The sequence below is a fragment of the Alteromonas australica genome (assembly GCF_000730385.1).
Classification (GTDB): Bacteria; Pseudomonadota; Gammaproteobacteria; order Enterobacterales; family Alteromonadaceae; genus Alteromonas; species Alteromonas australica.
This window is the reverse complement of record NZ_CP008849.1, coordinates 3,862,684-3,881,189: the sequence shown is the minus strand read 5'-3', so window position 1 is coordinate 3,881,189 and position 18,506 is coordinate 3,862,684. Positions and strand designations below refer to the sequence as shown.

Below are 18,506 nucleotides of genomic sequence, written 5' to 3'. Positions count from 1 at the left end.
TCAAAGTGCCACTATTCTGAAATAACGCCACATGCTACACGAGGACCGCCACCGCCAAGTTTTTTCGGCTCATCTGAATAGTTATCGCCACCTGCGTGAATCATGATGGCTTTGCCGCGAATGTCTTCAAGTTCTAACTCTGGGGCGAAAACAGGTTGCGTGGCATTGCCGCTTTCATCCACGTATAGAGTGGGTAGATCGCCTTCATGACCCGCTTCCGACCAAGGGGCTTTATGCTGGCCGGTTGCTTCGGGGTCGAAATGGCCACCCGCAGCGCCTCCAAGTACCGTTTTACCATTTTTCATGGTGGCTAAGCAGTCGCCATTTTCGTGGATGTGAAAGCCATGAATACCGGGGGTTAACCCTTTAAGATTAGGGGTGAAAACCACGCCATCGTCATCATAGTCACTCACTTTAACTGTGCCCATGCTGCTCTCGGTCTTTAAATCTTTCATTACCACACTGATATGATCGTCATCATGGTGAGCCGCGAAACTTGCTGAACTGAGTGCTAACGATACTGCGCCTACCATTGCGGTTATTTTGCGTTTATTCATCATGCTCTCCTTATTTGTGAGTCAAGGGTAATTCAATGACATCAGTGAATACGCTCACTGGCTTACTAATAGGAAAAGCAGGAACCACACCAGTTAAATAGTTAGGGTTAAACGCCCACTATGCGTGGGCTGGCAATGGATAGCGGCATTATGCCAGCGGGGTGCTCGTAAAAGGAATGTATCGTATTAACACAGGGTATGAAAATGTTACCGAGTTCGGCAACGAGTAACGTTAGCGTAGAAAATAACGGCAAAGCTATCGGTAATTCCTGTGACCTAATGGGTTAACTGATGGTCTCGTAGGTTTCAGACCACAAGGTTGCATTGCGGTGCATATCGGGCAAATCATCTTGGGGAATATTAATCAGTTCCGCTTTTTTCGTGATGGCCCACCAACTGCCAGACTCGTAGGCTTTGACCAATTCTAAGGTATTCAGTAACAAACTCTTTTCCCCCAGTAGCGCCGTTTTAATATCTTCACTGAGCGGTAACTTAGCAAGTAACGACGCCATGGGCGTATCAAGTAAGGCATCTATCATGGAAAACAGGCCCACCATGAAGGCGCTATCAGAAGTGCCCGGGGCAACGTGTTTGGCGATTTGTTCACAAAAGCGCGCACGAATAATCGACATTCTAATAATTTCTACGGGTTTATTTTTGCGTAGGTGGGCGGTGGCAATTAAGCAAATGAATTTCCTTGCTTGCTCTTCTCCCAAATAGACTAGGGCTTGCTTTATAGATTCAATGGGCTCTTTTAATACAAATAGACCTGAATTCGTAAAGCGCAAAAGCTTGTAACTCAGGCTAACATCTTGCTCGAAATAACTCGCAAGTTTTGTGTAGTTTAAAAACGGCTTTAACGCTTCATGATAGATAATCAGCGTCATGGCATGCTGCGCTTCAATATCCTTGTTTTCAATCATTTCAGGTTTACAGAAAAAGTAACCTTGGAAGAAATCAAAGCCCATTTTTTTTGCCAGCATAAACTCTTCTTGTGTTTCTACTTTTTCCGCAAGCAGTTTAAGGCCTTTGCGTTTTTTAAACTTTTCTACAAGCGGTGCGATTTCTTCTAACGGGGTGTTTTGAATATCAAACTTTAATAATCGGGTGAAGTTTAAGAACCGCTCCCAATCCTTGTGATACAAAAAATCGTCCAAGGCCATTCGATAGCCTTTGTGAAAAAGCTCTCGACACGCTTCATACACTTCGTCAGTGGGCTCCACATCTTCAAGCACCTCTATAACGATATCATTAGGCGGCATCAGAGAAGGGATGCGGTCAATCAGGCCTTGCTGAGAAAAGTTAACGAGGGCGCGTTTACCGTTGGTAATAGCGGTAATACCCACGTTTAAATGTTGATTTACAATAAGCCGAGAGGTTGCCACGGTAGGGTCAACACCCTTTGGGAAGACGTTTTCAATACCGTCGCGAAAGAAGACCTCGTAGGCAACAGTATGTTGGCGACGGTTAAAAATAGCTTGGCGCGCGGTAAAAACTTTCATCAATAAATGAAAACGCTAAATGTAGACATAGGGTGGAGTCTAGCTGAAAAACGGCATCCGGTGTACTGAAAGGCTAAAATCACTGTTATTTCTTCATGTTAATACCCATAGAACTGTCAGCATTACATCAATATGTGATGGGCGCGAGATAATTCCAAACTATCGACAAAGGTTAGACCACTTTCAGTCTTTTCTACCTTAGCGTAAGGCGTGAACGTTTAGAGTGAGGAAAATGTGAAAGGTTTTACCGATAGCACCGAATAGATGGTGTAGAATCCTGTAGATAATTTGCAGTTGATGTATAACCACGTGAGTCATACCCATGTTTTCATTTTTCGAGCGCTTAACTAAGCCCTTTCCCGACACGCCACCCGCTCAACCTCCTAAAGGTATTGTCGCTTTTTGCAAATACTACACCCAGGGCATGTGGGGGGTTATCGCTATTGTTTCCTTATTAAGTGCGATCGTCGCTGTGCTGGAAGTCGCGCTGTTTGGGTTTCTTGGCCAAATGGTGGACTGGTTTTCCGAGCAAAACAGAGACACCTTTCTTGATGAGCAAAAATGGACATTGGTGGGGATGGGAACCACGGTATTAGTACTTATTCCCGGTTTTATTTTGCTGCGCTCATTGTTTTCTAGGCAGTCGTTAATGGGGAACTATCCCATGCGAATTCGCTGGCAGGCTCACCGCTATTTACTAGGGCAAAGCCTCACCTTTTTTCATAACGAATTTGCCGGTAGGGTAGCAACAAAGGTGATGCAAACTGCGTTATCAGTGCGTGAAACGGTAACCAAAGTGCTCGATTTAATGGTGTACATTTGTGTGTACTTCATTTCAATGGTGGTGCTAATTTTCAGCACGGATTGGCGATTAGCGGTACCGCTTATTGTTTGGTTTTTTGTCTATATATGTATTCTTCGTGTATTGGTGCCTAAGCTGAAAGTTGTTTCTCAGCGGCAGGCTGACGCCCGTTCACTAATGACTGGGCGTATTGTTGATAGTTACACCAATATCACCACGGTAAAACTGTTTTCCCATAGCCGACGAGAGGCCGATTACGCCAAAGAAAGCATGGACGGCTTTTTAAAAACCGTATACCCGCAAATGCGCCTTGTTACCGTACTCGAATTTTGCGTTGAAATGGCCAATGCCATACTGATTTTTGTTATAGGTGCGTTGTCGATACACCTTTGGTTAGAAAATATTGCCAGTGCTGGCGATATCGCCATTGCGATAAGTTTGTGTTTACGCCTCAACGGTATGTCGCATTGGATCATGTGGGAAGTGTCAGGCTTATTTGAGAATTTAGGCACCGTTCAAGATGGCATGAATACCTTGGCGCAACCCATTGCGGTAAAAGATGCCCCTAAGGCGAATGCTCTGACGGTTAACGGCGGCGCAATAACATTCGACAATATCCACTTCTCTTATACGGGGGCCGGAAACAAGCCTATAGATGTATTCCGGCAACTCGACTTAGCCATCAAACCAGGGGAAAAAGTGGGTTTGGTCGGTCGTTCCGGGGCGGGAAAATCTACCCTAGTGAACCTGTTAATGCGTTTTTATGATGCCCAAAGTGGACACATTGCCATTGATGGCCAAGACATTACCCAAGTAGGCCAAGAAACCTTACGCGCGAAAATAAGCATGGTGACTCAAGACACCTCGTTGATGCACCGCTCGGTTCGCGACAATATTTTATATGGCAGAACCGACGCCACAGAAGAGGATATGATTCGTGCAGCCAAACAAGCCGAGGCCCATGAGTTTATCCTTACGCTCACCGATAGTCAGGGGCGCACTGGATACGATGCTCATGTGGGCGAGCGAGGTGTGAAGCTGTCAGGTGGGCAACGACAACGGGTGGCCATTGCTCGAGTGCTATTGAAAGATGCCCCCGTATTAATTCTTGATGAAGCCACCTCCGCCCTAGATTCAGAAGTGGAAGCGGCGATACAAGCGTGTCTCGATAAAGTTATGGAAGGCAAAACGGTACTGGCCATTGCCCATCGACTGTCAACCATAGCGCAAATGGACAGGCTACTTGTGTTGGATAAAGGCAAAATTGTAGAACAGGGGAGCCACGCACAATTACTTGAACACAATGGCATTTACGCCAAGTTGTGGGCGCATCAAACAGGGGGCTTTATTGGTGTCGAGTGACAGTATGAGTGGAAAAATCCTTGTGCCCATTGCATTCTTGAGTATAATACGCGTCCCTCCCTTGCGATACCGCACTTTCCAACGAAAAGACGCTGAATTCCCAAGGGTAGTGTAAGTAAAATTTGTGAGTTTAACGCCACAGGGGTGTAGTTCGAATTGGTAGAACAGCGGTCTCCAAAACCGATGGTTGGGGGTTCGAGTCCCTCCACCCCTGCCAGATTAAGTGCTTTCGTATTAACGTGAGCTAAACGACGCTGTAGTGCTAGGATCGTGACATGAGCGAAAAAACGGAAAATCAGTCCAATGGCTTGGACATGTTTAAATGGGTAATCGTGTTTGCCCTACTTGCTGGTTTAGTTACGGCTAACACCATGTATGGCGAAATTTCGGTACTTTACCGTGCGGTTGCGGCCGTAGTCGTAGTGGCAATTGCGGGCTTTCTTGCTGCATCTACCACCAAAGGCGGTAATTTCTTAAGTTTTGCAAAAGAATCTCGTACTGAGGTACGCAAGGTGGTATGGCCTACTCGCCAAGAGGCTAATCAAACCACTATCATCGTACTCGCAGCTACCTTGGTAATGTCACTCATTTTGTGGGGCCTAGACGGCATTATTGTTCGTCTTGTGGGCTTTATTACTGGAATAGGAGCATAACGTATGTCTGAAGAAGCAATTAAGAAAAGATGGTACGTAGTACAAGCATATTCGCAGTATGAAGCACGTGTAAAAAAGACTCTGCTTGAGTACATCAAAATGCACAACATGGAAGAGCACTTCGGTCAGGTACTTGTACCGACAGAAGAAGTGGTTGAAATGCGTGCAGGCCAAAAGCGTAAATCAGAGCGTAAGTTTTACCCTGGTTATGTATTGGTTGAAATGGCGATGAACGAAGATTCATGGCACTTAGTGAAAAGTGTGCCTCGTGTACTAGGGTTTATCGGTGGTACATCAGATCGCCCAATGCCTATTACGCAAAAAGAAGCAGACGCTATCTTAAACCGTCTTGAAGAGTCGGTTGATAAGCCAAAGCCAAAAACTTTGTTCGAGCCGGGCGAAGTGGTTCGTGTTACCGATGGTCCTTTTGCAGACTTCAACGGTGTGGTAGAAGAAGTCGACTACGAAAAGAGTCGCGTAAAAGTATCGGTGCTTATCTTCGGTCGCTCTACACCAGTAGACCTAGAATTTGGTCAAGTAGAAAAAGGTTAATCGCCCTTTAGCTTTATCGAATAAAAAACCTGCTTCTGGCAGGTTTTTTGTTTTTAATTACGTTTTTGTCGGTATAGCGTTATTCAAGAAACGTTTCCAAAAGGAATAAGCAAGTAAGCAGGAACTAATAGGGCAAGAATGAATATGCCTTGCAGTAGGTGTGCTTGCCAAGACGAAAGTTGTGGTGCGTCGCTTATAGCGCCCCAAAAGCCGACTTTCAATACGCCCTTAAATACGACATTGAGGGCAACTACCCATACTAACCACAATAGCGTACCAATAATAAATTCCATAAACGTTCCTCTCACTCTCAATAACGTAGCCTTCTGCTCTGTATCATATCATCAGCCAGGCTAGACGCACCTGATCCTACGATTGTACCGCCCAACGTTGTCGCCAAGCTTCCGAAACCCCTTACAGGGTTTAATCCACCAGCGATAAATCCAGAAAATGCGCCAATAGCTAAATCTTCTGCTGTTGCGTCTTGCCCCCCAGAAATTATAGCGCCAAAAAAACCGCCTACACCACCGGCGATAGCGCCAGCAGCATTTGCAAGCCAAGCACCATTAACACGGTTCATTTCGTCTTCACTTAATGTTGTAAATTGATATTCTTCCATTTCATTTCCTCTTGATAGTCATTGCCAGTGAGTTGGCTTGATAATTATCTGCCGAAGAATTCCATTAAAAAACTGTCCGTGAGAGCGTTTTTTAATCACATTAATGCTTGCATAGCAATTAATCACCTTATATAATGCGCGCCCTTTTAAACGGAAACGGGAAGCCGATTGAGCAAATATTCTCTGTATTTGCGAGGCGTTAGACCCAAACAAGAGAGCATGTAAAATGGCTAAAAAAGTAAGCGGTATTATCAAGCTTCAGGTTGCAGCTGGTTCTGCTAACCCAAGTCCACCAGTTGGTCCTGCACTAGGTCAACATGGTGTGAACATCATGGAATTCTGTAAGGCTTTCAATGCGAAAACTGATAGCCTTGAAAAAGGCGCTCCGGTACCAGTAGAAATTACGGTATACGAAGATCGCTCTTTCACATTCGAAACTAAGACTCCTCCTGCGTCTTACCTGCTTAAGAAAGCAGCTGGCATCAAGAGTGGTTCTGGCCGTCCTAATACTGAGAAAGTGGGTAAAGTTACTCGCGCTCAGCTAGAAGAGATTGCTAAAACTAAAGAGCCAGATCTAACTGCAGCTGACTTAGATGCAGCGGTACGCACTATCGCGGGTTCTGCTCGCTCAATGGGCTTGAACGTAGAGGACTAATCGAATGGCTAAATTAACGAAACGCGCTCGTCTTATTCGCGACAAAGTTGAAGCGACTAAAGAGTACGAAATCAATGAAGCGGTAGCGCTTCTTAAAGAACTAGCAACAGCTAAGTTCGCAGAAAGCGTTGACGTAGCAGTTAACCTTGGTATCGATGCGAAAAAATCTGACCAAAACGTTCGTGGCGCAACAGTGCTTCCAAACGGTACTGGTAAAGACGTTCGTGTTGCTGTATTCACTCAAGGTGCAAATGCTGAAGCAGCGAAAGAAGCCGGTGCTGACATTGTTGGTATGGACGACCTAGCTGAGCAAGTTAAAAAAGGCGAAATGAACTTTGACGTTGTAGTGGCTAGCCCAGACGCAATGCGTGTTGTTGGTCAACTAGGTCAAATCTTAGGTCCACGTGGCCTTATGCCTAACCCTAAAACGGGTACAGTAACGCCAGACGTTGCTACTGCTGTTAAGAACGCGAAAGCGGGCCAGGTACGCTACCGTAACGATAAGAACGGTATCATCCACGCTAGCATCGGTAAAATTGCGTTCGAAGCAAACCAAATTCAAGAAAACCTTGAAGCACTACTTGAAGCATTGAAGAAAGCTAAGCCTTCTTCTGCTAAAGGTACTTATATCAAGAAGATCAGCCTAAGCACCACTATGGGCGCTGGCGTATCTCTTGACAAGGCTTCTGTAGGTCTTTAATTCCAAAGGGATTATCTCCCATTGGATCTCTGAAAGGTTATGGGTTGGAGCTGTGTACATAGCAGTGCTAGTAAGCAGCTCCCGTCCAAGACCGCAGGTGCGATGTGGTGAAAGAGGTAAGAGAACTTTCACAGTCAACACATTGCTTAATACAACAACCTGCGCAGACGGTGGTTTGACTCAGACTCTCTGGGGTAACAAACACCGTAGAGCGGTATCAACTGTGTTGGTTGATATCAATCTGTGAACCCTGACGGCGTAAGTAGGAAACTACAAGCAAAGTCAGATACAAAGAGGTGAACTCAGTGGCACTAGGTTTAGCAGCAAAAAAAGAGATCGTAGCAGAAGTTTCTGAAGTTGCGTCTCGCGCTCTATCCGTTGCCGTCGCTGAATACCGTGGGATGGAAGTTGCAGAACTGACTGACCTGCGCGTTAAAGCTCGTGAGCAAGGCGTATACCTAAAGGTTGTACGTAATACTCTAGCTAAGCGTGCATTGGCAGACAGCAAATTTGCAGACATCGATAGCGCTCTTACTGGTCCGCTTATCTATGGTTTCTCAATCGACGCACCAGGCGGTGCGGCACGTCTTTTCAAAGACTTTGCGAAAGGGAACGATAAGCTAAAAGTAACAGCACTATCAATTGGTAGTGGTCTTCTTGGTCCAGAGAAATTGGACGCAGTGGCTTCACTTCCAACTCGCGACGAAGCGCTTGCAAAACTTCTTGCAACCTTCAAAGCACCGGTGGGCAAATTCGTTCAAACAATCAACGAAGTTCCTACCAAGTTTGTGCGCGTATTGGCGGCGATCAAAGACGAGAAGTAATTCCCGTTTTTGGCATATTGATTTTTTTAACATTAAAAACCCAGGAGTTTAGAGAACATGGCTCTAACTAAAGAAGATATCTTAAACGCGATTGCTGAAATGCCAGTTATGGAATTGGTAGAGCTAATCGAAGCAGCTGAAGAAAAGTTCGGCGTTGAAGCAACTGCAGCAGTAGCTGTAGCTGGTCCAGCAGCTGGCGGTGAAGCAGCAGCAGAAGAGAAAACTGAATTTGACGTTGTAATGACTTCATTCGGTGGCAACAAAGTTGCAGTAATCAAAGCAGTTCGCGGCGCGACTGGCCTAGGTCTTAAAGAAGCTAAAGAAGTAGTTGAATCTGCTCCTAAAGCTATCAAAGAAGGCGTAAGCAAAGAAGAAGCTGAAGAACTTAAAGCACAGCTAGTTGAAGCTGGCGCTGAAGTTGAAATCAAGTAATCTATTTGTTTAGATTATTTGCCTGAGACGGCAAGGCTGGTGGTTTTTTGAACCACCAGCCTTTTTGCGCTGTATAGCGTGTAGATTCTAACCCTTGACTACACGGCTAAATGCGCACTTCGGAAATACCCATAAAAAGCATAAAAATCCAACAAGTTAACTAATAATAAGTTGAATTTTGTTGTATGCTGGTGTATCTACCCGAAAAAGGGTTGTGGAAGTTTGTTGCTTAGTGCGCCATTTAAAACGCAGCTTTTAGCCCATAGCACGCGTTTTAAAGCATTTTGCAGCAGGTTGGGTCATAAATCAGCAGGCTGAGGAACCCATGGTTTACTCTTATAGCGAAAAGAAACGTATCCGTAAGGATTTTGGCAAACGCCCACAGGTATTGGAAATTCCATACCTTCTTTCAATTCAGCTTGATTCTTTCAAAAAGTTTATTGAGATCGACGCAGATGCTCAATACGGTTTGGAAGCAGCATTTCGTTCCGTTTTTCCAATTAAAAGTTACTCAGGTAATTCAGAGCTTCAATATGTAAGCTACCGCCTGGGAGAGCCAGTATTTGACGTTAAAGAATGTCAAATTCGCGGTGTAACTTTCTCTGCTCCGTTAAGAGTAAAACTACGGTTAGTGTTGTTCGATAAAGACGCTGCCCCAGGTACCGTAAAAGATATTAAAGAACAAGAAGTGTACATGGGCGAGATCCCATTGATGACAGAGAACGGTACGTTCGTTATCAATGGTACTGAGCGTGTTATCGTGTCACAGCTACACCGTTCACCTGGTGTCTTCTTTGATCACGACAAAGGTAAAACCCACTCGTCAGGTAAAGTGCTTTATAACGCACGTGTAATTCCTTACCGTGGTTCGTGGTTAGACTTTGAGTTTGACCCGAAAGATAACCTATTTGTTCGTATTGACCGTCGTCGTAAGTTGCCTGCAACAATCATCTTACGCGCGCTAGAAATGACGTCAGAAGAGATCTTAGATACCTTCTTTGACAAAGTTAGCGTACGGATTGATAAAGACAAGTTAATGATGGAAGTGGTGCCTGATCGCCTACGTGGTGAAACAGCCGCCTTTGATATCATTGATGGCGAAGGCAACGTGGTTGTTGAAACCGGACGTCGTGTTTCTGCTCGTCACACTCGTGCCTTGGAAAAAGCCGGTCTTACTGAGCTAGAAGTACCTGCAGATTACCTGATTGGTCGTGTATTTGCTGCTACTTACGTCAATGAAGACACTGGCGAAGTCATTGTTAGCGCGAACGACGAACTCACTCTTGAAAACCTTGCTGCGTTAAGCCAAGCGGGCATTAAAGAGTTCGAAACGCTTTACATCAACGAATTAGATCACGGTTCATACATCTCTGACACACTACGTATCGATTCATCAACTAACCGCCTAGAAGCGCTTGTTGAAATCTACCGTATGATGCGTCCTGGTGAGCCACCAACGAAAGATGCAGCAGAAACCTTGTTTGACAACTTGTTCTTCTCTGAAGAACGTTATGACTTGTCATCTGTTGGTCGTATGAAGTTTAACCGTCGTCTGGGTCGTGAAGAACTTATTGGTTCTGGCACACTAGATAAAGAAGACATTATTTCTGTTATGAAACAGCTAATAATGATTCGTGATGGTAAAGACGAAGTTGATGATATCGATCACCTAGGTAACCGTCGTATCCGTTCTGTAGGTGAAATGGCAGAAAACCAATTCCGTGTTGGTTTAGTACGTGTTGAGCGTGCTGTTAAAGAGCGTCTAAGCTTAGGCGATCTTGACAATGTTATGCCGCAAGACCTAATTAACGCTAAGCCTATCTCAGCTGCCGTTAAAGAGTTCTTTGGTTCATCACAGCTTTCTCAGTTCATGGACCAAAACAACCCGTTATCAGAAGTAACGCACAAACGTCGTATTTCTGCTTTAGGTCCGGGTGGTCTTACCCGTGAACGTGCTGGCTTCGAAGTTCGAGACGTACACCCGACCCACTACGGTCGTCTATGTCCAATCGAAACCCCTGAAGGCCCGAACATCGGTCTAATCAACTCATTGGCGAGCTTCGCGCGCACCAATGATTTCGGTTTCTTAGAAACACCGTTCCGTCGTATCGTAGACGGTGTGGTTACTGACGAAATCGATTATTTATCTGCGATTGAAGAAGGCCAATACGCCATTGCACAGGCGAACATTGCGCTAACTGAAAATGGTGAGCTAGTTGACGACCTTATTCCTTGTCGTCACCGTGGTGAAACTACCTTGATGCCTACAGAAGACATCAAATACATGGACGTTTCACCACAGCAAATCGTTTCAATTGCGGCAAGTATTATCCCGTTCCTTGAACACGATGATGCTAACCGCGCACTGATGGGTGCCAACATGCAACGTCAGGCTGTACCAACGCTACGCGCAGATAAGCCGCTAGTAGGTACAGGTATGGAACGTACTATCGCGGTAGACTCAGGTGTAACTGTTGTCGCTAAACGTGGTGGTGTGGTCGATTACGTTGACGCAAGCCGTATCGTTATTAAAGTCGATGAAGAAGAAATGCTTCCTGGCGAAGCGGGTATCGACATCTATAACCTGACTAAGTACACCCGTTCTAACCAGAACACCTGTATCAATCAGAAGCCTACGTGTAGCGTGGGTGACCCGATTGTGACAGGCGATGTACTCGCTGATGGTCCTTCTACAGACTTAGGTGACCTTGCTCTAGGCCAGAACATGCGTATCGCGTTCATGCCTTGGAATGGTTACAACTTTGAGGATTCAATCCTTATTTCTGAGCGTGTAGCACAAGAAGACCGTTTCACTACGATTCACATTCAAGAGCTAAGCTGTATTGCTCGTGATACTAAGCTTGGGCCAGAAGAAATTTCTTCTGATATCCCGAACGTAGGTGAATCTGCATTAAGCAAGCTTGATGAATCAGGTGTAGTTTACATTGGTGCAGAAGTGAAAGGCGGTGACATTCTAGTAGGTAAGGTAACACCTAAAGGTGAAACTCAACTTACGCCAGAAGAGAAGCTATTAAGAGCTATCTTCGGTGAGAAAGCGTCTGACGTTAAAGACACGTCTCTACGTGTACCTAACTCAGTTCACGGTACCGTTATCGACGTTCAAGTATTTACCCGTGATGGTGTAGAGAAAGACAAACGCGCGCTTGAAATCGAAGACATGCAACTTCGTCAGGTTAAGAAAGATCTTACTGATGAATTTGAAATCTTAGCGGATGGTATCTTTGCACGTGCTCGTAACGCATTTAACCGCGCAGGTGTTGATCAAGCTAAGCTTGACAGCATGCCTCGCGAGAAGTGGTTCGAAATTGCACTTAACGATGAAGACGCACAGCTAGAGATTGACCAAATTGCAGATCAACACGCTGAAATTAAAGAAGACTTCGATAAGAAGTTTGAAACCAAGCGTCGTAAGATCACGCAAGGCGATGACCTAGCACCAGGTGTTCTTAAAATTGTTAAGGTTTACCTAGCGGTTAAACGTCACATCCAACCGGGTGATAAAATGGCCGGTCGTCACGGTAACAAAGGTGTTATCTCGACTATCCAGCCAGTAGAAGACATGCCATACGATGCTAACGGTACGCCGGTAGATATCGTGCTTAACCCTCTAGGTGTACCGTCTCGTATGAACATCGGTCAGATCTTAGAAACTCACTTAGGCATGGCAGCCCATGGTCTAGGTGTGAAGATTGACCGCATGATTAAAGAGCAGCGTGAGTTGGCAGAATTACGTGAATTCTTGAAGAAGGTGTACGAACTTGGTGAAAATCACCAAGAAGTGGACATCGATAACTTCACTGATCACGAAGTTCGTCGCTTAGCAGAAAACCTACGTAAAGGTGTTCCAGTAGCAACACCTGTATTTGACGGTGCACGCGAATCTGAAATCAAAGAAATGTTAAAGCTAGCTGATATTCCAGAAAGCGGTCAGATTTCTTTGTTCGACGGTCGTACTGGTCGCGAGTTTGAGCGTCCTGTAACCGTGGGTTACATGTACATGCTGAAACTGAACCACTTAGTAGACGACAAGATGCACGCGCGTTCTACTGGTTCGTACAGCCTTGTTACGCAACAGCCGCTGGGTGGTAAAGCTCAGTTTGGTGGTCAGCGCTTCGGTGAGATGGAAGTGTGGGCCCTTGAAGCTTACGGTGCAGCATATACCCTTCAGGAAATGCTTACTGTTAAGTCGGATGATGTTAACGGCCGTACTAAGATGTACAAGAACATCGTCGATGGCGACCACAGAATGGAGCCTGGCATGCCAGAATCATTCAACGTATTACTTAAAGAAATTCGCTCGTTGGGTATCAACATCGAGCTTGAAGAAAAGTAACACGGCAATCGCTGCGTAATGATATGAGATGGCCCGGCGCTTGCGCCGGGTTCTAGAGACTGACTCCGCTGGGAGAGTAATGTGAAAGACTTATTAAAGTTTCTAAAGCAACAAAACAAGACCGAAGAATTCGATAATATTCGCATTGGTCTTGCTTCACCTGACATGATTCGTTCATGGTCATTTGGTGAAGTTAAAAAGCCTGAAACCATTAACTACCGTACGTTCAAGCCTGAGCGTGACGGTCTGTTCTGTGCGCGTATCTTTGGTCCGGTAAAAGACTACGAATGTCTTTGCGGCAAGTATAAGCGTCTTAAGCACCGTGGTGTTATCTGCGAGAAGTGTGGCGTTGAAGTGACGCTGACTAAAGTTCGTCGTGAGCGTATGGGCCACATCGAGCTAGCTAGCCCAGTGGCACACATCTGGTTCCTTAAATCACTCCCGTCTCGTATCGGCTTAATGCTTGATATGACACTGCGTGATATCGAACGCGTGCTTTATTTTGAATCATACGTGGTAACCGAACCAGGTATGACGACCTTAGAGCGTGGACAACTTCTTAACGAAGAAGAGTACCTTGACTCTCTAGAAGAGCACGGTGACGAGTTCGACGCTAAAATGGGTGCCGAAGCGGTTTTCGATTTGCTAACTGTCCTTGACGTTGATGCCGATGTAGCAGCCATGCGTGAAGAGTTACCTTCAATTAACTCTGAGACTAAGCGTAAGAAAATCACTAAGCGTCTTAAGTTACTAGAATCATTCCAACAGTCTGGTAATAAGCCAGAGTGGATGATCTTGACAGTACTTCCGGTTCTTCCACCGGATTTACGTCCGCTAGTACCACTAGATGGCGGCCGTTTTGCAACGTCTGACCTTAACGATTTATACCGTCGTGTTATCAACCGTAACAACCGTCTTAAGCGTCTTCTAGACCTTGCGGCTCCTGATATTATCGTACGTAACGAAAAACGTATGCTTCAGGAAGCGGTAGATGCCCTTCTAGATAACGGTCGTCGTGGTCGTGCGATCACGGGTTCTAACAAGCGTCCACTTAAGTCGCTTGCAGACATGATCAAAGGTAAGCAAGGTCGTTTCCGTCAAAACCTTCTTGGTAAGCGTGTTGACTACTCAGGCCGTTCTGTAATTACCGTTGGTCCTACACTACGTCTTCACCAGTGTGGTCTTCCTAAGAAGATGGCACTTGAGCTATTCAAACCGTTTATCTACGGTAAGCTTGAAGGTCGTGGTTTAGCCACAACAATTAAAGCAGCTAAGAAGCTTGTAGAGCGCGAAGCACCAGAGGTTTGGGACGTACTAGACGACGTTATCCGCGAACACCCGGTACTACTTAACCGTGCACCTACACTTCACCGTTTGGGTATCCAAGCATTCGAACCAACACTTATCGAAGGTAAAGCGATTCAGCTTCACCCGCTTGTGTGTGCGGCGTATAACGCCGACTTCGATGGTGACCAAATGGCGGTACACGTTCCGTTGACAATCGAAGCACAGCTAGAAGCACGTGCGTTAATGATGTCTACGAACAACATTCTGTCACCGGCGAATGGTGAGCCAATCATCGTACCTTCACAGGACGTTGTATTAGGTCTTTACTACTTAACCCGTGACAAAGTAAACGGCTTAGGCGAAGGCATGGTATTTACCAGCCCGAACGAAGCAGAAAAAGCATACCGTACAGGTAATGCTGAGCTTCATTCTCGCGTTAAAGTACGTATTTCAGAATTCGACATCGATGAAGATGGCAACAAAACTGAGAAAGTTACGCTCACTGACACTACGGTTGGTCGTGCGATTTTCTCACTGATCCTACCTAAGGGTCTGCCGTTTGAAATCATCAACCAAGCCATGGGTAAAAAGCAAATTTCAAAACTATTGAATGCTTGTTACCGTACGCTAGGTCTGAAAGACACAGTCATTGCTGCTGACCAAATCATGTATACCGGTTTCCACTACGCGATGATCGCGGGTGCATCTGTTGGTATCGACGATATGGTTATCCCTGCTGCTAAGAAAGAAATTATCGACGCGGCTGAAGCAGAAGTTATCGAAATTCAGGAACAGTTCCAAAACGGTCTTGTTACCGCGGGTGAGCGTTACAACAAAGTTATCGATATCTGGTCTAATGCCAACGAGAAAGTTGCAAAGGCCATGATGGATAACCTTAAGACTGACATCGTAATTAACCGCGATGGCGAAGAAGAAGAGCAATCATCATTTAACTCTGTTTACATGATGGCTGACTCCGGTGCTCGTGGTAGTGCCGCACAGATTCGTCAGTTAGCGGGTATGCGTGGTCTGATGGCTAAGCCAGATGGCTCAATCATCGAAACACCAATTACGGCGAACTTCCGTGAAGGTCTGAACGTACTACAGTACTTCATCTCTACTCACGGTGCGCGTAAAGGTCTAGCGGATACTGCACTTAAGACTGCTAACTCGGGTTACCTAACCCGTCGTCTAGTAGACGTTGCACAAGATTTGGTTATCACTAACGACGACTGTGGCACATTCGAAGGTGTTCAAATGACACCACTTATCGAAGGTGGAGACGTTGTTGAGCCACTACGTGAACGTGTACTAGGTCGTGTTATCGCTGAAGACGTTATCAAGCCAGGTTCTGATGAAGTGCTTGTTGAACGTAACGTATTGCTTGATGAAGCCCTAGTAGACATGTTGGAAGCGAACTCAGTGGACCAAGTTATGGTTCGCTCAGTAATCACTTGTGACAACGACTTCGGCGTATGTGCTAAGTGTTACGGTCGTGACCTAGCACGTGGTCACATGGTAGGTAGCGGTGAATCGGTTGGTGTTATTGCAGCACAGTCAATCGGTGAACCAGGTACACAGCTTACCATGCGTACCTTCCACATCGGTGGTGCGGCATCAAGAGCATCAGCAGAAAACAGCGTACAGGTTAAAACAGCGGGTAGCCTTAAGCTACACAATGCGAAGTTCGTACGTAACTCTGATAGCAAATTGGTTATCGTTTCTCGTTCAACCGAGCTTACTGTTATTGATGAGCAAGGTCGTGAGAAAGAGCGCTATAAAGTGCCATACGGTGCTGTACTTAGCGTGGATGACGGTGCAACGATTGCAGCTGGCGACATTGTTGCTAACTGGGATCCGCATAGTCACCCAATCGTTACTGAACGTGCAGCTAAGATTAGCTTCGCTGACATTGACGACTCTAACACCGAGATGCAGCAGGATGAGCTGACCGGTCTTACACGTATCGTAGTGAAAGATCTTTCTAAGGTTAACTCTAAAGAGCCTAAGCTAATTCTAGAGAGCGACGAGTTCGGTCTTCAAGAAATTCGTCTTCCGAGCTTCACCACTATTGAAGCGAAAGAAGGCAAAGTGGCTAATGAAGGTGACGTGCTAGCACGTATACCTCAAGAAAGCTCGAAGACCCGTGATATTACCGGTGGTCTACCTCGCGTAGCCGACCTGTTTGAAGCGCGTAAACCGAAAGAGCCAGCTATTCTTGCAGAAGTGTCAGGTACTATCGGCTTTGGTAAAGAAACCAAAGGTAAGAAACGTCTTGTTATCACGCCGCCAGACGGCGACGCATACGAAGAGATGATTCCCAAGTGGCGTCAACTTAACGTGTTTGAAGGTGAGAAAGTGGAAAAAGGTGAAGTTATCGCCGATGGTCCAGAATCTCCACATGATATCTTGCGTCTACGTGGTATCTCAGCGGTAGCGAACTACATCGTGAACGAAGTTCAGGAAGTATACCGTCTACAGGGTGTAAAAATTAACGATAAGCACATCGAAGTCGTTATCCGTCAGATGCTACGTAAATGTATTATCACGCACCCAGGCGATACCCAGTTCCTTGAAGGCGAGCAGGTTGAAGTCTCGAACGTTAAAGTGGCTAACCGTGAAATTGAAAAACACGGTAAGATCCCAGCGCAGTATGAAACACAACTGCTTGGTATCACCAAAGCGTCACTGTCTACTGAGTCATTTATCTCAGCGGCCTCGTTCCAAGAAACAACCCGTGTTCTTACCGAAGCTGCGGTTCAAGGTAAAGAAGATGACCTACGTGGTCTGAAAGAAAACGTAATCGTTGGTCGACTCATTCCAGCGGGTACCGGTTTCGCTTACCACGAACGTCGTGCACAAAAACGCAAAGAGCAAATCGAAGAAATGTCAGTATCTGCTGCAGAAGCAGAACAGGCATTAACCGAAGCGCTAAATGCGGGTGCAGACGAAGATACTGCCGAATAAGGTATGATTATGGGAGCACGTTAACGTGCTCCTAACAAATTGGCACGTCAAGCTGACATATTTTAGGAATATTAACTGCCTATCCTTTGTACAGCTTGACAGTCAGGGCGATGATCATTAATATTCCGCGACCCGATTTTTGATAGCCTTTAAAAGGTAACAGAAAAGGGGCGCGGTTTTTTGTATCAGAGCTCTGCTAAACCTGACGAGCACAGGGTTAGCAATAAGAGAGCGACGAAGATGAAGTCGCATTAGTATGGACCCAATCATAGTGATTGGGTTTTCGTAGTTTTTAATCAGGAGCTAGTTAATGGCAACAGTTAACCAGTTAGTGCGCAAGCCTCGCAAAAAGCCCGTTGAAAAAAGCAACGTAGCTGCTTTGCAAGCTTGTCCACAAAGACGTGGTGTATGTACTCGTGTATATACTACTACGCCAAAGAAACCAAACTCTGCACTACGTAAAGTATGTCGTGTACGTCTAACTAACGGTTTTGAAGTTTCTTCATACATCGGTGGTGAAGGTCACAACCTACAAGAGCACAGTGTAGTACTTATCCGTGGTGGTCGTGTTAAAGACTTACCAGGTGTTCGTTATCACACAGTTCGCGGTACCCTTGACTGTGCAGGCGTTAACGATCGTAAGCAAGCCCGTTCTAAGTACGGTGCGAAGAAGCCTAAATCTTAACGGTTCTCCGTTAGTAAGGCCAAACTGAAGTTTAAGAGTTTTGGGTTATCCCTGAATTCATACGGAGAAGAGAAAATGCCAAGAAGAAGAGTCGTAGGTCAACGTAAAATCCTACCTGAGCCGAAGTTCGGTTCACAACTACTTGCAAAATTCATGAATGTCGTAATGCTCGACGGCAAAAAGTCAGTCGCTGAAAAAATCGTTTACGGTGCGCTTGATATTGTTGCTGAAAAAACCGGCAAGGCACACCTAGATGTATTCGAGGAAGCACTTGATAACATCCGTCCTACTGTAGAGGTTAAATCTCGTCGTGTAGGTGGTTCAACTTATCAGGTTCCAGTTGAAGTACGTCCAGTTCGTCGTAATGCACTAGGTATGCGTTGGATGGTAGAAGCTGCACGTAAACGTGGCGAAAAGTCTATGGCACAACGCCTAGCGGCTGAAATGCTTGATGCTGCAGAAAACAAAGGTTCAGCGGTTAAGAAACGTGAAGACGTTCACCGTATGGCCGAAGCAAACAAAGCGTTTGCTCATTACCGTTGGTAATCAACGTTA

15 protein-coding genes and 1 tRNA gene are annotated in these 18,506 nt (G+C 45.7%); 12 read left to right on the top strand and 4 right to left on the bottom strand.

The features are described from left to right. Positions 1–11: 11 nt before the first annotated feature. Together sodC and EP13_RS16885 are read right to left on the bottom strand one after the other, a co-directional pair. Positions 12–557, bottom strand: coding sequence for a superoxide dismutase family protein (gene sodC, locus EP13_RS16890; RefSeq protein WP_044058305.1), 546 nt, complete (start codon positions 555–557; stop codon positions 12–14). Positions 558–841: 284 nt separating this feature from the next. Next, positions 842–2,059 (bottom strand): EAL and HDOD domain-containing protein, encoded by a 1,218-nt coding sequence (locus tag EP13_RS16885; RefSeq protein ID WP_044058304.1) that lies wholly within the window; start codon positions 2,057–2,059, stop codon positions 842–844. 322 nt (positions 2,060–2,381) lie between these two features. Here EP13_RS16885 and EP13_RS16880 point away from each other — a divergent pair, with 322 nt between their 5' ends. From EP13_RS16880 to nusG, 4 genes are all read left to right on the top strand, one after another. Beyond that, positions 2,382–4,223: an ABC transporter ATP-binding protein gene (locus EP13_RS16880; protein WP_044058303.1), complete on the top strand. Its 1,842-nt coding sequence runs from the start codon at positions 2,382–2,384 to the stop codon at positions 4,221–4,223. A 140-nt stretch (positions 4,224–4,363) separates the two neighbouring features. Then, positions 4,364–4,440, top strand: a tRNA-Trp gene (locus EP13_RS16875). 58 nt (positions 4,441–4,498) lie between these two features. After that, positions 4,499–4,876: a preprotein translocase subunit SecE gene (gene secE, locus EP13_RS16870; protein ID WP_044058302.1), complete on the top strand. Its 378-nt coding sequence runs from the start codon at positions 4,499–4,501 to the stop codon at positions 4,874–4,876. Positions 4,877–4,879: 3 nt separating this feature from the next. Next, positions 4,880–5,428 (top strand): transcription termination/antitermination protein NusG, encoded by a 549-nt coding sequence (gene nusG, locus EP13_RS16865; RefSeq protein ID WP_044058301.1) that lies wholly within the window; start codon positions 4,880–4,882, stop codon positions 5,426–5,428. Between the two features lie 83 nt (positions 5,429–5,511). Here the strand turns inward: nusG and EP13_RS16860 are convergent, their stop codons facing one another. Both EP13_RS16860 and EP13_RS18950 read right to left on the bottom strand, forming a co-directional pair. Further along, positions 5,512–5,721, bottom strand: a complete 210-nt coding sequence (locus EP13_RS16860) for a hypothetical protein (RefSeq protein WP_044058300.1) — start codon at positions 5,719–5,721, stop codon at positions 5,512–5,514. Positions 5,722–5,738: 17 nt separating this feature from the next. After that, positions 5,739–6,047, bottom strand: coding sequence for a hypothetical protein (locus EP13_RS18950; protein WP_052364458.1), 309 nt, complete (start codon positions 6,045–6,047; stop codon positions 5,739–5,741). Positions 6,048–6,273: 226 nt separating this feature from the next. Here EP13_RS18950 and rplK point away from each other — a divergent pair, with 226 nt between their 5' ends. The 8 genes from rplK (at position 6,274) to rpsG (ending at position 18,497) form a co-directional block, all read left to right on the top strand. Next, the gene (gene rplK / locus EP13_RS16850) at positions 6,274–6,702 is read left to right on the top strand and encodes a 50S ribosomal protein L11 (RefSeq protein WP_044058299.1); all 429 of its coding nucleotides are present in this window, start codon (positions 6,274–6,276) and stop codon (positions 6,700–6,702) included. A gap of 4 nt (positions 6,703–6,706) precedes the next feature. Further along, positions 6,707–7,402, top strand: coding sequence for a 50S ribosomal protein L1 (gene rplA, locus EP13_RS16845; protein ID WP_044058298.1), 696 nt, complete (start codon positions 6,707–6,709; stop codon positions 7,400–7,402). 305 nt (positions 7,403–7,707) lie between these two features. After that, complete coding sequence (rplJ, locus tag EP13_RS16840; protein WP_044058297.1) at positions 7,708–8,226, top strand: 50S ribosomal protein L10; 519 nt, start codon at positions 7,708–7,710, stop codon at positions 8,224–8,226. A gap of 57 nt (positions 8,227–8,283) precedes the next feature. After that, the gene (gene rplL, locus EP13_RS16835) at positions 8,284–8,658 is read left to right on the top strand and encodes a 50S ribosomal protein L7/L12 (protein ID WP_044058296.1); all 375 of its coding nucleotides are present in this window, start codon (positions 8,284–8,286) and stop codon (positions 8,656–8,658) included. A 325-nt stretch (positions 8,659–8,983) separates the two neighbouring features. After that, the gene (gene rpoB, locus EP13_RS16830; protein ID WP_044058295.1) at positions 8,984–13,012 is read left to right on the top strand and encodes a DNA-directed RNA polymerase subunit beta; all 4,029 of its coding nucleotides are present in this window, start codon (positions 8,984–8,986) and stop codon (positions 13,010–13,012) included. A gap of 81 nt (positions 13,013–13,093) precedes the next feature. Next, entirely contained in the window at positions 13,094–17,266 is a 4,173-nt protein-coding gene (gene rpoC / locus EP13_RS16825; protein WP_044058294.1) for a DNA-directed RNA polymerase subunit beta', read from the top strand. Positions 17,267–17,576: 310 nt separating this feature from the next. Further along, a complete protein-coding gene (gene rpsL, locus EP13_RS16820; protein ID WP_013786326.1) occupies positions 17,577–17,951 on the top strand; it encodes a 30S ribosomal protein S12 in 375 nt (124 codons plus the stop codon). Between the two features lie 75 nt (positions 17,952–18,026). Next, positions 18,027–18,497 carry a 30S ribosomal protein S7 gene (gene rpsG, locus EP13_RS16815; protein ID WP_044058293.1) on the top strand — a complete coding sequence of 157 codons (471 nt, stop codon included), beginning with the start codon at positions 18,027–18,029 and terminating at the stop codon, positions 18,495–18,497. Positions 18,498–18,506: the final 9 nt, after the last annotated feature.

Excerpts from the sequence above, each read along its gene's own strand:
- sodC (WP_044058305.1), bottom strand. The coding sequence starts at position 557 with ATGAATAAACGCAAAATAACCGCAATGGTAGGCGCAGTATCGTTAGCA.
- EP13_RS16885 (WP_044058304.1), bottom strand. The coding sequence starts at position 2,059 with ATGAAAGTTTTTACCGCGCGCCAAGCTATTTTTAACCGTCGCCAACAT.
- EP13_RS16880 (WP_044058303.1), top strand. The coding sequence starts at position 2,382 with ATGTTTTCATTTTTCGAGCGCTTAACTAAGCCCTTTCCCGACACGCCA.
- secE (WP_044058302.1), top strand. The coding sequence starts at position 4,499 with ATGAGCGAAAAAACGGAAAATCAGTCCAATGGCTTGGACATGTTTAAA.
- nusG (WP_044058301.1), top strand. The coding sequence starts at position 4,880 with ATGTCTGAAGAAGCAATTAAGAAAAGATGGTACGTAGTACAAGCATAT.
- EP13_RS16860 (WP_044058300.1), bottom strand. The coding sequence starts at position 5,721 with ATGGAATTTATTATTGGTACGCTATTGTGGTTAGTATGGGTAGTTGCC.
- EP13_RS18950 (WP_052364458.1), bottom strand. The coding sequence starts at position 6,047 with ATGGAAGAATATCAATTTACAACATTAAGTGAAGACGAAATGAACCGT.
- rplK (WP_044058299.1), top strand. The coding sequence starts at position 6,274 with ATGGCTAAAAAAGTAAGCGGTATTATCAAGCTTCAGGTTGCAGCTGGT.
- rplA (WP_044058298.1), top strand. The coding sequence starts at position 6,707 with ATGGCTAAATTAACGAAACGCGCTCGTCTTATTCGCGACAAAGTTGAA.
- rplL (WP_044058296.1), top strand. The coding sequence starts at position 8,284 with ATGGCTCTAACTAAAGAAGATATCTTAAACGCGATTGCTGAAATGCCA.
- rpoB (WP_044058295.1), top strand. The coding sequence starts at position 8,984 with ATGGTTTACTCTTATAGCGAAAAGAAACGTATCCGTAAGGATTTTGGC.
- rpsL (WP_013786326.1), top strand. The coding sequence starts at position 17,577 with ATGGCAACAGTTAACCAGTTAGTGCGCAAGCCTCGCAAAAAGCCCGTT.
- rpsG (WP_044058293.1), top strand. The coding sequence starts at position 18,027 with ATGCCAAGAAGAAGAGTCGTAGGTCAACGTAAAATCCTACCTGAGCCG.